The following is a 16,393-nucleotide window of genomic DNA, read 5'->3' as shown; positions in this document are numbered from 1 at the left end:
CATAGTATATCAGGATGTAAGGATGTCTTACCGTGAGCTTAATGATCGTTCGAACCGTCTGGCTCATTACCTTATTGAAACTTACGACCTTCAGCCTGATGACCTTGTTCCATTGTGTTTAGAACGTTCAGCGGATATGCTGACGGCTATTCTGGGAGTTCTAAAAGCCGGCGGAGCGTATGTTCCTATGGATCCGTCATATCCTGTAGAGCGAATCCGTCATATCCTGGAAGATACCGGGGCAAAAATAGTGCTGGCCCATAGCATTGCGGCATCAACGGTTCAGGAAGCCTGCAGTGGAATTGCTACCTCAGTACTTGTGCTGAATGATGCAGAACTGGAAAGAACCCTTGCTGAGAGCAGTGTTTCCAATCCTGTTACCGAGGTAGGTCCTGACCACCTTGCCTATGTGATCTATACGAGTGGAACGACAGGAATGCCAAAAGGTGTAATGCAGATTCACCGAAACGTAGCGCGTTTGTTCAGTGCTACCGATCACTGGTATCATTTCAATGACCAGGATGTATGGAGTTTATTCCATTCCTATGTGTTTGATTTTAGTGTATGGGAAATCTGGGGCGCCTTTTTCTATGGCGGAAAACTATTGGTACCATCCTCAGAACAGACCAAAGACACAAATTTATTCTTCAGTTTATGTCTGAAAGAAGGTCTTACGGTGCTCAACCAGACACCAACCGCTTTCTATCAGTTTATCGATACCGCACTTCAGCGTGCAGAAGATCTAAGCAGTCTTCGCTATGTTATATTCGGAGGCGAAGCCTTAAACCTGGCCTCCTTAAAACCTTGGTATGAACGCTATCGTTCCGCACCAACGCTGATGAACATGTATGGTATTACAGAGACCACAGTCCATGTAACCTACAAGAAGCTGAGTGTAGAAGACTTAGACAGAGCATCTCTGATCGGAGAGAATATTCCGGATCAGGGGATGTATATTTTAGATAATCATCTTCGGGCAGTTCCTATTGGAGCTGTAGGAGAACTGTATGTGGGAGGAGCCGGAATTGCCCGAGGCTATTTAAACAGACCAGAATTAACAGCCGAACGTTTCATTGCGAACCCTTTCCAGACTTTGGAAGAGAAAGCTTCAGGCAAGAACGGAATCCTGTATAAAACGGGAGACCTTGTCCGCTATCTTTCCGATGGGGAATTAGAATACATTGGCAGAAATGACTTCCAGGTTAAGATCCGAGGTTACAGGATAGAATTAGGAGAAATCGAAAACAGACTTCAGGAATATGGTGAAGTAAGACAATCCGTAGTGTTGGCTAAAGAAAACAAAGCGGGGATGAAATACCTTGTAGGATATTATGTATCAGATACTTCTATAGACACCGGTCATCTTACGTCTTTCTTATCGGAAGCCTTACCGGAGTATATGGTTCCTGCTGCGTTTGTCCATTTAACCTCTTTACCATTAACGATTAATGGAAAACTGGACAGGAGACAACTGCCTGAGCCTGAGTTTACGGGGGGCAGAGAATATACGGCACCAGAGAATGAGCTGCAGGAAAGACTGTGTCAGATTTACGGAGAAGTTCTGGGTCTGGATGCAGGAACAATCGGAATCAATGACGATTTCTTCAGATTAGGAGGAGATAGTATCATCAGTATACAGCTTGTCAGCAGAATACGACAACGTCTGGATATAAGAGTAAGTGTTAAAGATGTCTTTACTTCAAGATCCGTATTGAAGCTTTCTGAGCTGATCGAGATCAAAGAAAAAGAAGAGCAGACCCATATTCTGACAGAGCAGGGGACGTTGACAGGAGAATTATCTTTCCTTCCTATCCAGGAATGGTTCTTTGATTTGGTAGAACAGGGATATGTAGGAGACCTTAACCATTGGAATCAGTCCTTCTTGATTAAAGTTCCTGAGTTAAGTACAGAATTACTGGAAGAGAGTGTGAGATTGCTCATTGAAATACATGATGCATTCAGGATTTATTATCCGAAAGAAAATGGAACTTACACCCAGCAGTATGGAATAGAAAGAATATCAGATATCAAGTATCTGGATGTATCAGGACTCCCATCAGAAGATCTTCCGGGAATATTGACGGAATGGCAGGCACAATTTAATATAGAAAAAGGACCATTATTCCAGATAGGATATATTAAGGGCTATGAAGACGGAAGTGCAAGAATTTTCTTTGCTCTTCATCACCTGATTATTGATGCGGTAAGCTGGAGAATTATTACCGAAGATCTGAAGAATTTGTATCAGACTCTTGAGAAAGGAAATACAGTGGAAACTCCTTTGAAAGGAAGTAGTTACCGCCAGTGGATTGATGCCATAAAAGGATATAAACAGGATAACCCGGAATCAAGAGAAAAGGAACTTACGTATTGGAATCACACGGTGGATACTGTGGGACAGACTAATAATGCCCTGGCAGAATTATCTTCTTCTGAATATCATTTTGCCAATCTTATGTTGGATCATGAATATACAGAGAAATTAATCAGAGAAGTACATCACGTCTATCATACACAGATTAATGATTTGCTATTGTCAGCCCTTGCTTCTGCTCTTTCAGATCTTACGGGAGAATCCCGACATGCTGTCCTTCTTGAAGGGCATGGTCGTGAAGATGTTTTTAATAATCTTGATATTACAGAAACTGTAGGATGGTTTACTTCTATGTATCCATTATTACTGGAAACAGGTAATGATGTAAAAGACACGGCTATTCTGACTAAAGAATCGTTGAGAAGTATTCCAAACAATGGAATTGGTTACGGTAGTCTTGTAGGCTATACAAAATATGCTCTTCCAAAAATCAGTTTCAACTATCTTGGACAGCTTGACCAGGAGGAAAGTACCGGAGAAAAAACATGGTTTATTTCCGGAGAAAATAGCGGAAGTTCCATGGGAAGTCAAAACCGTGATAGCTATATTATCAGTATAAACGGGGCAATTGCAGATGGTCAGCTTCGTTTTGGACTCTCAGGATATCTGTCACAAGATCAGATTAATCTGCTGACAGAAAGATTTAAAGAATATATAAAACAGACGGTTGATGAACTTCTGGCAGAAAACAGAAGCTGGCTCACTCCATCAGATACAGAAAATATTGTTGGGAAAGAACAGCTGATGTATATTCAGGAGTCAGGAGCTATTGAAGGAGTATATCTTGCCAACAGTTTGCAGGAAGGATTTGTATACCATGCACTCAACCAGGGAGATAAAGATGATGCCTACAGAGTACAGCTGGTGTGGGATTATAAGGCCGGAATGGATTTGAATAAGCTTAAAGATGCATGGATATACACGCAGGAACAACTTCCTACCTTACGATTAAGATTTGACTGGAGTGAAGAGATTGTTCAGATTATCGATAAGAAAGGAAACCTGGACTGGCGTTATCATGATATCAGTGATATGAACGATGAAGATCAGGAAAACCTGGTCAAAGAAATGACTCAAAAAGACCGTTTCGAAGTATACGACTTATCTAAAGGAAGCCTCTTCAGAGTGTATATTTTCAAACGTTCAGAAAGCCATTATAGCTGTCTCTTCAGTAATCACCATGCCATTCTTGATGGGTGGAGTATGCCTATATTCCTGACACTTATTCATGAGGCCTATCTTAAACTTGTTAAAGGACAGGAGCTTTTACCTGTTCCGGATAAAGCGTACGCCGAAGCTCAGAAATACCTTCAGGAAAACAAGGACAGTAACAGCAGTTTCTGGAAAGATTATATGGGACTTCTGGAAGATCGTGAAGATTTGGGAAGCCTAATCAAGGAATCTCAAAAACAGATTGACCTTTCAGAGTATAAGCAAATAGTAGATCACCGTTCGATAAAAATGTCGATAGTAGGTGAACAGTATCAGGAACTGAAGAAGTTTACATCCGAAAACGGATTTACAATCAATGCTGTACTTCAGTATTTATGGCATAAACAGCTTGGTATCTACAGTGGAGGATCCACAACGGTAGTAGGAACTACGGTATCCGGACGAAGCTTACCGGTGGATGAAATAGAATCCTCTGTAGGACTTTATATTAATACTTTACCTCTTATTGTGAACCATACAGAAGGTAAAGTGGTAGATATTATATCTGAGATTCAGCATAGAATCAGTGAGCTGAATACCCACAGCAGTGTGAACCTGGCCAGCCTTCAGCATGATGGACGCCGAATTTTCAGCAGCTTATTTGTATATGAAAACTATCCCGCTCCAAAAGGAGGAGAAGACAATGAGCTATCATTTGTCTTTAAAGGTTCAGTAGAGCGACTCGACTATCCATTAGGAATAGTGGCCTACGAAACCGGAGAGGAAGTGACATTAAATATCAGTTATGAAGGATTTTTGTTCGATGAGAAGATGATCAATCAACTGATCGGAGGAATGAATACTGTTTTAGAACAGATTCTTGAAAATTCTGAAATTTCATCTGATCAATTATATTACCTGACCAAAGACCAGCACACTCAGTTATCAGGGTTATGGTCTACGGAAATTGATTATGCGAGTGACACTACAATTCAGGCGTTATTTGAAGCCCAGGTTGAAAGAACTCCGGATCACATAGCCATAGTATATCAGGATGTAAGGATGTCTTACCGTGAGCTTAATGATCGTTCGAACCGTCTGGCTCATTACCTTATTGAAACTTACGACCTTCAGCCTGATGACCTTGTTCCATTGTGTTTAGAACGTTCAGCGGATATGCTGACGGCTATTCTGGGAGTTCTAAAAGCCGGCGGAGCGTATGTTCCTATGGATCCGTCATATCCTGTAGAGCGAATCCGTCATATCCTGGAAGATACCGGGGCAAAAATAGTGCTGGCCCATAGCATTGCGGCATCAACGGTTCAGGAAGCCTGCAGTGGAATTGCTACCTCAGTACTTGTGCTGAATGATGCAGAACTGGAAAGAACCCTTGCTGAGAGCAGTGTTTCCAATCCTGTTACCGAGGTAGGTCCTGACCACCTTGCCTATGTGATCTATACGAGTGGAACGACAGGAATGCCAAAAGGTGTAATGCAGATTCACCGAAACGTAGCGCGTTTGTTCAGTGCTACCGATCACTGGTATCATTTCAATGACCAGGATGTATGGAGTTTATTCCATTCCTATGTGTTTGATTTTAGTGTATGGGAAATCTGGGGCGCCTTTTTCTATGGCGGAAAACTATTGGTACCATCCTCAGAACAGACCAAAGACACAAATTTATTCTTCAGTTTATGTCTGAAAGAAGGTCTTACGGTGCTCAACCAGACACCAACCGCTTTCTATCAGTTTATCGATACCGCACTTCAGCGTGCAGAAGATCTAAGCAGTCTTCGCTATGTTATATTCGGAGGCGAAGCCTTAAACCTGGCCTCCTTAAAACCTTGGTATGAACGCTATCGTTCCGCACCAACGCTGATTAACATGTATGGTATTACAGAGACCACGGTCCATGTAACCTATAAGAAGCTGAGTGTAGAAGACTTAGACAGAGCATCTCTGATCGGAGAGAATATTCCGGATCAGGGGATGTATATTTTAGATAATCATCTTCGGGCAGTTCCTATCGGAGCTGTAGGAGAACTGTATGTGGGAGGAGCCGGGATTGCCCGAGGCTACTTAAACAGAGCAGAATTAACAGCCGAACGTTTCATTGCGAACCCTTTCCAGACTTTGGAAGAGAAAGCTTCAGGCAAGAACGGGATCCTGTATAAAACGGGAGACCTTGTCCGCTATCTTTCCGATGGGGAATTAGAATACATTGGCAGAAATGACTTCCAGGTTAAGATCCGAGGTTACAGGATAGAATTAGGAGAAATCGAAAACAGACTTCAGGAATATGCTGAAGTAAGACAATCCGTAGTGTTGGCTAAAGAAAACAAAGCGGGGATGAAATACCTTGTAGGATATTATGTATCAGATACTTCTATAGACACCGGTCATCTTACGTCTTTCTTATCGGAAGCCTTACCGGAGTATATGGTTCCTGCTGCGTTTGTCCATTTAACCTCTTTACCATTAACGATTAATGGAAAACTGGACAGGAGACAACTGCCTGAGCCTGAGTTTACGGGAGGCCGAGAATACACAGCACCCGAAAATGAGTTGCAGGAAAGACTGTGTCAGATCTATGGAGAAGTTCTGGGTCTGGATGCAGGAACAATCGGAATCAATGACGATTTCTTCAGCCTTGGAGGAAACAGTATCATGGCGATAAAATTGATTAGCGGTATCAAACGTACGTTGAATACTCAGGTGGGAGTTGCTGTAATATTTGGTAATAAAACAGTAGCCTCACTTTCAAACGCATTAGCCAATCAGAATAATGATGAGCAGGTAAGTATTACCCCTGTAAAAGTCAATTCTCCGGAAGAACAGAGGTTATCCTTTGCCCAGGAAAGACTTTGGTTTATAGAAACCTATGAAGGAGGAAGTAGTGCCTATAATATTCCGATGACCGTTCGTCTTAATGAGAAGACAGATATTTCAGCCCTTTGCAAAGCGCTGGAAACGATCGTAATGCGTCATGAAGTTTTACGAAGTATGATCCTTTCTACAGAGGAAGGCAAGGGCTATCAGCTGGTGACAGATCGTGTTCCGGAAATGCATATGCATCATGTAGAAACAAGAACGGAACTTGATGAGGAGATCAACAGAATTTCAAATAAGGTTTTCCGTCTGGATGAAGAACTTCCTATAGAAGTTAATATTTTCAGGTTAGGGGGTAATCATTACCTGTCTGTGGTCATCCATCACATTGCTTTTGATGGTTGGTCTACCGATATATTCTTACAGGAAATACAGACGGCTTACGAAGCTCTTATCAATGGAAAATCACCTCAGCTTCCGGAATTAAAGATTCAATATAAAGACTTTGCTTTATGGCAGAGAAATTATCTGACAGGGGATCGATTGAATAGCCAGCTTGGGTATTGGAAAAGTAAACTTGATGACTTCCAGAATCTTAACATGCCGGCAGATTTCAAAAGACCGCCTCAGGTATCCTATGAAGGAGAAACTATTAATTTTACGGTAGATCCAAAAGTAGCTCAAAGCCTTAGAAATACATCCAGAAAACTGGGAGTGAGTTTATACAGTGTCATGCTGGGTGGATATTACCTGATGCTTTCTGCCTACTCGGGACAGGATGATATTGTAGTGGGAAGTCCTATTGCCAACCGTCATCATGCAGGACTTGAAGACATTATCGGTTTCTTTGTCAATACCCTTGCATTAAGAGAAAATATTAATCCTGAACAGAACCTGAGAGACTTTATTCTTCAGGTATCAAAGTCGGTAACAGAAGCCCAGTCTCATCAGGATCTTCCATTTGAAAAGTTAGTGGAAGAATTAGGTGTGGAGCAGGATACATCCAGACATCCGGTCTTCCAGGTGATGTTTGGACTTCAAAGTTTTGGTAGAGATACCCATGATGGAGAGGCTTTATTTTCTCCTTTCGAGGGAGAAGTAGATTATCAGGTCGCGAAGTTTGATCTGACGACTATGATTGATGATGGTGAAGAAACGATCCGCGGAATGTTTAATTATGGCAAGACTATTTTCGCAAGAGAAACGGTCAATAATATGATCGGTTCCTATCAGTATATTCTTGAACAGGCTTTTGGTGTTCATGAGCATACACTTGAAAATGTTAAGCTTTGTGACCTTCCTCTTGTACCAGCAGATATTCATAAAAAAATAACTGAGGACTGGAATGCTACAGCATCTGCATATGAGGAAGAAACCATTCATACGCTATTTGAAAATCAGGTTTCAAAGACTCCTGATCATATCGCTTTGGTGTATCAGGATGTTCAGTTATCCTATAGAGAATTGAATGAAAGGGCAAATCGTCTTGCGAATTACCTTATTGGAACTTATAATATTCAGCCTGACGATATTATTCCTCTGTGTTTAGAACGCTCTGAGAATATGCTGATTGCAATATTGGGAGTTTTGAAATCGGGAGCTGCCTATGTACCGATGGATCCGTCTTATCCGGTGGACAGAATAGAACATATCCTTCAGGATACAGGAGCAAGGTTGATTCTTGGTCAGGAAAGTACAGCAGAGAAAGTACAAAATCTGGCTGTAGAATCCATTTCCTTAGATGATATTTCCTTTAAAGCACAACTTGAACTCACAGATTCAAATAATCCGGTTACTTCAGTTACACCTGAAAACCTGGCCTATGTCATCTACACCAGTGGAACAACAGGACTTCCAAAAGGAGTAATGGTGGAACATAGAAATGTAGCTAACTTAATACAACAGGAAGCTAAAGAATTTGGGTTGATTTCTGACGGGCCTAAAAACTGTCTTTGGTATGCTAATTACGTGTTTGATGCCCATGTATGGGAGTTGTACCCTGTGATTACTCATGGTCACAGCATCTATATTTTAGACAAAGAAAAACAGACTGATATTGCTGCTTTACAACAGTATATAGAAACCAATCATATCCGTATTGCCACTATACCGCCTGTTCTTTTAACCAAAGATTATATTCTGCCTTTAGAAAAGCTTGTCGTAGCTGGAGATGTAACAAATCCACAATTGATGGCTCTTTATCAGGCTGAAGGAGTAGATATCATTAATGCTTATGGTCCTACGGAAGGAACCGTTTGTGCCACACTGCATCACTATAATGAAGATGGAAACCCATTAAATATCGGAGGACCTATCGGAAATATGACAAGTTATGTACTGGACAACCATATGCGGGCTGTTCCGGTTGGAGCTGTAGGTGAACTTTATATAGGAGGGGCTGGTATTGCCAGAGGCTATTTAAACAGACCGGATTTAACCGAAGAACGATTCATATTAAATCCGTTCCAGACCGAAGATCAAAAGACGGGAGGTCAGAATGAACGCTTATATAAAACAGGCGATTTGGTACGCTGGTTAGCCAATGGCGAGCTGGAATACATCGGAAGAAATGACTTCCAGGTAAAAATCCGGGGCTACAGAATTGAATTAGGGGAGATTGAAAATACCCTGCTTCATTACCCTGGAGTCCGTCAGGTAGCTGTTTTGGCCAAAGAAAATAAAGCAGGCTTAAAATACCTGGCAGGCTATTATGTCTCAGATTCAGTGATTGATTCCAATCTCCTTTCTGAACACCTTTCTGCAAGTTTACCGGAATATATGATACCGGGTGCTTTTGTACATTTAACAGCCTTGCCATTAACAATCAATGGAAAACTGGACAGAAAACAGCTTCCTGAACCAGAGTTCACGGGAGGTAAAGATTATATTGCTCCAAAAACCGATCTTCAGGTTAAATTGTGCCAGATCTATGGTGATGTTTTGGGTCTTGATGCTAAAGGTATCAGTATCGAAGACGATTTCTTCCGTTTAGGAGGAGACAGTATCATCAGTATTCAGCTGGTAGGAAGAATCAGACAGCAACTGGATATAAGACTAAGTGTTAAAGAAGTATTTACAGCCAGAACTGCTGCTGCTTTGTCTTTACTTATCGAAGAGAAAAGTCAAAATGAAGCAATCCATATTTTGGCAGAACAAGGAATATTGGACGGAAAAATTTCATTACTTCCGATCCAGGAATGGTTCTTCAGTCAGAAAGAATTAGGATATTTGGTAGACTTCAATCACTGGAACCAGGCCTTCCTGATCAATGTACCTCAGCTAAATAAGGAACTTTTGGAGAAAAGCGTCCGCCTGCTCATTGAAAAACATGATGCATTTAGAATCCATTATCCAAAAGAAAATGGAATGTATTCTCAGCAATATGGATTAGAAGCCACTCCGGAAATCAACTATCTTGATACTTCAGGGAAGACAATGGAGGAGCTTTCCCAGCTCTTTACCCAGTGGCATGCCCAGTTTGATATAGAAAAAGGACCGCTGTACCGTATTGCGTATATAACAGGATATGAAGATGGAAGCACCAGAATCTTCTTTGCATTCCATCACCTGATCATCGATACAGTAAGCTGGAGAATCATTACCGATGACTTAAAGAACATATATCAGACTCTTGAAAGAGGAGAAGATTTTAAAGCAGCCCAAAAAGGAAGCAGCTACCGTCAATGGGTGGATGCTGTAAAAGGATATAAAAAAGAAAATCCGGAAGCCAGAGATAAAGAACTTGTTTACTGGAATAAAACGACAGAAATAGTCCATGGAATTAATAAAACATTGGAGGCCATTTCTATACCGGAAAGCAACCATGATATTCTTCTTTTAGATAAAGAAAATACAGAAAAGCTTATCAGAGGTAGTCATCATGTATATCAGACAAGGATTAATGATCTGTTATTATCGGCACTAGCTTCAGCTCTTACAGGGCTTACGGGAGAATCCCGTCATGCGGTTTTACTGGAAAGCCATGGGCGTGAAGATGTCTTCCCTCATTTAGACATTACAGAAACACTGGGATGGTTCACTTCAATGTATCCGTTATTACTGGAAACAGGGAAAAACCTCAATGATACGGTAGTATTGACTAAAGAGGCATTAAGAAGCATTCCGGATAATGGGATTGGTTATGGAAGCCTTGTGGGATATACACAATATGAACTTCCCAAAATAAGCTTCAACTATCTTGGACAGCTTGACCAGGAAGACAGTTCTGCTGAAAAAACATGGTTTATTGCAGCGGAAGACAGTGGACTTTCTATCGGAACATCCAATAAAGAAAGCTATATCATAGGAATTAATGGTGCTGTTGTAGACGGTCAGCTTCGCTTCAGTGTTTCTGCACATCTTCCTCAGGATCTGGTGAAACAGGTTACTCAGAAGTTTAAAGAGTATATCATTGATATTATAGACGAACTTTCCAAAAATACACGAAGCTTCCTTACCCCTTCAGATATAGAGAACATTGTAGACAAAGAACAGCTTGACGCCATCCAGGAAAATGGAGAAGTGGAAGGAGTATTCTTAGCTAACAGTTTACAGGAAGGGTTTGTATATCATGCTTTAAAACAAGGGGATACAGATGATGCGTACCGGGTACAGCTGATTTGGGATTACCTTTCTGAAATGAGTGTTGAAACGCTTAAAAAAGCGTGGTTCCATACTCAACAACAGTTCCCGGCATTGAGGCTCAGATTCAACTGGAGTGGAGAGATTGTTCAGATTATCGACAAGGAAAGCCCACTTGACTGGAGATTTGAGGATTTAAGTCGAATGAAGGAGATCCAACAGGAAGAATTGATCCGCGATCGCACTCAGAAAGACCGTTTTGAAGTATATGACCTGTCAAAAGGAGGACTGTTCAGAATATACCTGTTTAAGCGTTCAGATAAACATTATACATGCCTCTTCAGTAATCACCATGCTGTTTTGGATGGATGGAGTATGCCGATCGTGCTCAAAAGCATCCATGATATCTATCTGAATCTTATTAAAAAACAGGATCCGGACTTTGTGCTGGATCATGCCTACATCAATACTCAGAAATATCTTCAGCAACATAAAGACAGCAGCCGAAGTTTCTGGAATAGCTATATGAGTCTGCTTCAGGATCAGGAAGATTTAAGCAGTTTGATGAAGGAATCTCAAAGGCATATTGACCTTGGAACTTACCGTCAGATACAGGATCATCAGTTTGTAAAAATGACGCTGGCAGATGATCAGTACCAACAACTGAAAAAATTCACTACCAAAAATGGATTTACAGTGAATGCTGTTCTGCAATATCTGTGGCATAGCCAGCTTGGTATGCATAGTGGAGTGGAAACAACAGTGGTGGGGACTACAGTCTCCGGACGAAGCCTTCCTGTTGATGATATAGAATCATCTGCCGGGCTGTTTATTAATACGCTTCCACTTATTGTAGAGCATACGGAAGGTAAAGTGGTGGATATTATTTCTGATATCCAGCAGAGAATCAGTGAGCTTAACACACACAGTGATGTCAGCCTTGGGGAGCTTCAACATGATGCACGACGCATGTTTAGCAGTTTATTTGTGTATGAGAACTATCCGGTACCAACAGGAGGAGATGACAGTAATGAATTAGGATTTATTTTCAAAGGTTCTGTAGAAAAACTGGACTATCCGCTGGGAATAATGGCGTATGAACAGGGAGAGAGCGTAACGATGAAAATCAATTACGAAGGCGTTCTTTTTGAGACGCAAACCATGGAGCAGCTGATGGAAGGGATGAAGTCTGTTTTAGGACAGGTATTGGATAACTGGGAGATCACTTCAGACCAGCTTTTATATGTTTCAGAAAATCAGTTGAAAGTTATAGAATCCTGGAACCATACGGTTTCTGCAGAGTCTTCAGATAAAACGATTCATGAACTGTTTGAAAACCAGGTTTCAAAAACTCCTGATCACATTGCATTGGTTTACCAGAATGTTAAGTTATCCTATAGTGAGCTGAACAATAGAGCTAATCGACTGGCCAATTATCTGATCAGGACCTATGATCTTCAGCCAGATGATCTGATCCCATTATGTTTGGAAAGATCGGAACATATGCTTATAGCAATATTAGCCGTATTGAAGGCCGGAGCAGCTTATGTACCAATGGATCCTTCATATCCTGCAGACAGGATAGAGCATATTCTTCATGATACAGGAGCAAAACTGGTTCTTGGAGATGAAGAAACAATGGACAGGGTTCAGAAGATGGATGTAGATGCCGTTTCCCTGGATCAGGTTGCTTTCCAGGATGAGGTTAATAGAGAATCTTCGGAAGCTCCTGTTACTACAGTCACATCCGATAACCTGGCTTATGTAATTTACACCAGTGGAACAACAGGACTTCCCAAAGGAGTAATGATAGAACACAGAAATGTAGTCAACCTAATAGAACAGGAAGCTGGAGAATTTGGATTGAAATCTGATGGAACGATCTATAAAAACGGTTTGTGGTATGCAAGCTATGTATTCGATGCCCATGTATGGGAGTTGTTTCCTGTAATTACTCATGGGCATAGCATCTATTTGCTGGAAAAAGAAAAAAGAATTGATCTTTCCGAATTACAGGAGTATATAGAAGAAAACAATATCAGTATAGCGACTATTCCGCCAATTCTTTTGACGGATGAGTATATCCTTCCTTTAGAGAAACTTGTAGTGGCCGGAGATGTAACGAACCCTCAGGTAATGGCTCTGTATAAAGAACATGGGGTAGATATCATCAACGCCTATGGTCCAACCGAAGGAACAGTGTGTGCCACATTACACCATTATAACGAAGACGGTAATCCGTTAAATATTGGAAAAGCCATCGGAAATATGACGGCTTACGTATTGGATAAGAATCTTCGTCAGGTTCCTGTAGGGGTAATAGGAGAGCTTTATATCGGGGGAGCAGGGATTGCCAGAGGATATTTAAACAGACCGGAACTTACGGAAGAGCGCTTTATGCTGAACCCGTTCCAGACTACAGAGCAGAAGGAAAGAGGTGAAAACGGACGATTATATAAAACCGGTGATTTAGTACGTTGGTTATCTCATGGAGAATTAGAATATATTGGACGTAATGACTTCCAGGTAAAAATCCGAGGGTACAGAATTGAATTAGGAGAAATTGAAAACAGATTGCTTCAGTATTCTGATATCCGTCAGGCGGCAGTATTGGCAAAAGAAAATAACGATGGGATGAAATATCTGGCAGCCTATTATGTGTCAGATTCATCCATAGATCCAGGTCTGCTTTTTGACTTCCTGTCAGAAGTTCTTCCGGATTATATGTTGCCAAGTGCTTTTGTTCATTTGACTGTTTTACCATTAACAATCAATGGGAAGTTAGACAGAAAGCAGCTTCCGGAACCTGATTTTACAGGGAACAAAAAACAGATTATTCCGGAAAATGAATTACAGGCGAAACTATGTGATATTTATGGTGAGGTACTGAAGATTGATCCGGCTAGTATAAGCATCCATGATGATTTCTTCAGATTAGGAGGAAACAGTATCATGGCTATAAAACTGATCGGAAAAATTAAGCAGGAACTAAAACTTCAGATAGGAGTTACTGAGGTTTTCAATCATAAAACGATTGCTTCTCTTTCAACTGTTTTAGCAGATGAAAATAATACAGGTGAACAAATCATCATTACTCCTGTAAAAGTAGACTCTCCCGAAAAACAAAGATTATCTTTTGCTCAGGAAAGACTTTGGTTTATAGAGTCTTATGAGGGTGGAAGCAGTGCTTATAACATTCCTATCACGACAATGTTGGATAAGAATATACAGCTTGATCTTCTTCAGAAGTCTCTGGAATTGATCATTATGCGCCATGAAGTGCTGCGCTCGATGATCCGGACTACAGAAGACGGAATGGGGTACCAGGTGGTTACTGATCTTATTCCTGAATTTAAAATCACAGCAGTAAAAACGAGAGAAGAATTAGAAGAGAATATAAACAGGTGTGCCAACAAGGTATTCCGTGTAGAGGAAGAACTTCCTGTGGCAGTAAATGTTTTCAGTTTAGAAAACAATCATTATCTGTCTGTTGTCGTTCATCATATTGCTTTTGACGGATGGTCTACAGATGTCTTCCTGAAAGAACTTGCAACAATGTACTATAAGCTTTCCGGCAGAGAAATCGCAGAGCTTCCTCCGTTAAAGGTTCAGTACAAAGACTTTGCTTTATGGCAGCGTAATTATCTTGCAGGAGAACGTCTTGATAAGCAGATTGACTATTGGAAAAATAAGCTTGATGATTTCCATAATTTAGATTTACCTACGGATTTCAGACGACCGTCTCAAATTTCTTACGAAGGGGAAAATCTATACTTCAGTCTGGATGCAGAACGAGGAGAAAAATTAAGAAACCTTTCAAAAGAATTGGGAGTAAGTCTGTACAGCTTGATGCTGGGAGGCTATTATCTGATGCTTTCTGCCTATTCAGGACAGGATGATATCGTAGTAGGAAGCCCTATTGCGAACCGTCATCATGCTGGGCTTGAAGACATCATTGGTTTCTTTGTCAATACATTAGCACTAAGAGAAAGTATTGATCCTGAGCAAACCCTTAAAGACTTCATTCTTCAGGTTTCAAAATCAATCACAGAAGCGCAGTCTCATCAGGATCTTCCATTTGAGAAGTTAGTGGAAGAATTAGGAGTAGAGCAGGATACCTCCAGACACCCGATTTTCCAGGTGATGTTTGGCCTTCAAAGTTTTGGAGGAGGAGATGCTAAAGTAAATGATGAAGACATTTTATTCTATCCTTTTGATGGAGAAGTAGACTATCAGGCGGCAAAATTTGATCTGACGACAATGGTTGATGACCATGGAGGAGATCTCCGTATCATGTTCAATTATGCAAAATCTCTGTTTAAAAAAGATACAATTGTCCGTATGGCCGGATCTTACCAGCTTCTTTTGGATCAATTGATTCAGGTTGATATTCATGATACAAGAGTTTGCAGCCTTTCTCTGCTACAGGAAGAAGAATATAAAATGACCGTGGAAAGCTGGAATGATACGCGGGAAGAATATGCAAAAGACCTGACAGTTCATCAGTTATTTGAAAATCAGGTGTTGAAAACTCCGGATCAAACCGCAGTAGTATATCAGGATGTCAGACTTTCTTACAGAGAGTTGAATGACCGATCGAACCGTTTGGCCCATTATCTTCTTGAAATATACAAACTTCAACCTGACGATATTATTCCTTTATGCTTAGATCGTTCAGAGTATATGCTGATTGCAATTCTTGCTGTAATGAAAACAGGAGCAGCTTATGTTCCAATGGATCCGTCCTATCCTGCAGACAGAATAAAACACATCCTTCAGGATACCGATGCAAAACTTGTTTTAGGGCAGGAAAGCACAACAGAAAAGTTGGAAGACCTGGGGGTAGATTGTATCGCTTTAGATGAGGTAAACATTAAAGCACAGCTTGAACTTACAGATTCAAATAATCCTGTTACCCAGGTAAATTCAGATCATCTGGCCTATGTCATCTACACCAGTGGTACAACAGGACTCCCTAAAGGAGTAATGATTGAACATTCCGGGGTGATAAATCTTATAAAATCAATGATTAAGGCTCACCGACTTGAAGAATTCCAGGAAGTGGGATGTTACTCAAATTATGTATTCGATGCCTTTGTCTATGAAGCTCTTACGGTATTGTGTAATGGAAACACTTTGTGGGTTTACAGCAATGACCTTAGAACATCTGTAGGAGAACTTAATGAATATATTAGAGAAAATAATATAGAGGTATCGTTTATTCCTCCAGTTTTATTGAGAGAAGTTGTAAATAATGGAACCCATCTGAAATTGATTTTTGCCGGAGGAGAAAGTTTCCCTGCTTTGGATAAAAATATAGAGAATATCATTCTTGTCAATGAGTACGGACCTACGGAAGGGACAGTTTGTGCAACGCTGCATTATTACAAGGAAGATGGTAATCCGCTGAATATCGGAGGTCCGATTGGTAATATGACGACTTATGTGCTGGATAAC

The 16,393-nt window shown here is 40.8% G+C and carries 1 protein-coding gene; it reads left to right on the top strand.

Annotated elements, in window-relative coordinates; translation table 11 throughout:
* Nucleotides 1-16,393: non-ribosomal peptide synthetase (locus DRF57_RS22765; protein WP_123863377.1), on the top strand; the 16,393-nt coding region annotated here is incomplete at both ends.

Source organism: Chryseobacterium rhizosphaerae, assembly GCF_003385455.1.
Classification (GTDB): domain Bacteria; phylum Bacteroidota; class Bacteroidia; order Flavobacteriales; family Weeksellaceae; genus Chryseobacterium; species Chryseobacterium rhizosphaerae.
The sequence above is the reverse complement of the archived record's forward strand: the minus strand, read 5'-3'. Positions and strand labels throughout refer to the sequence as shown.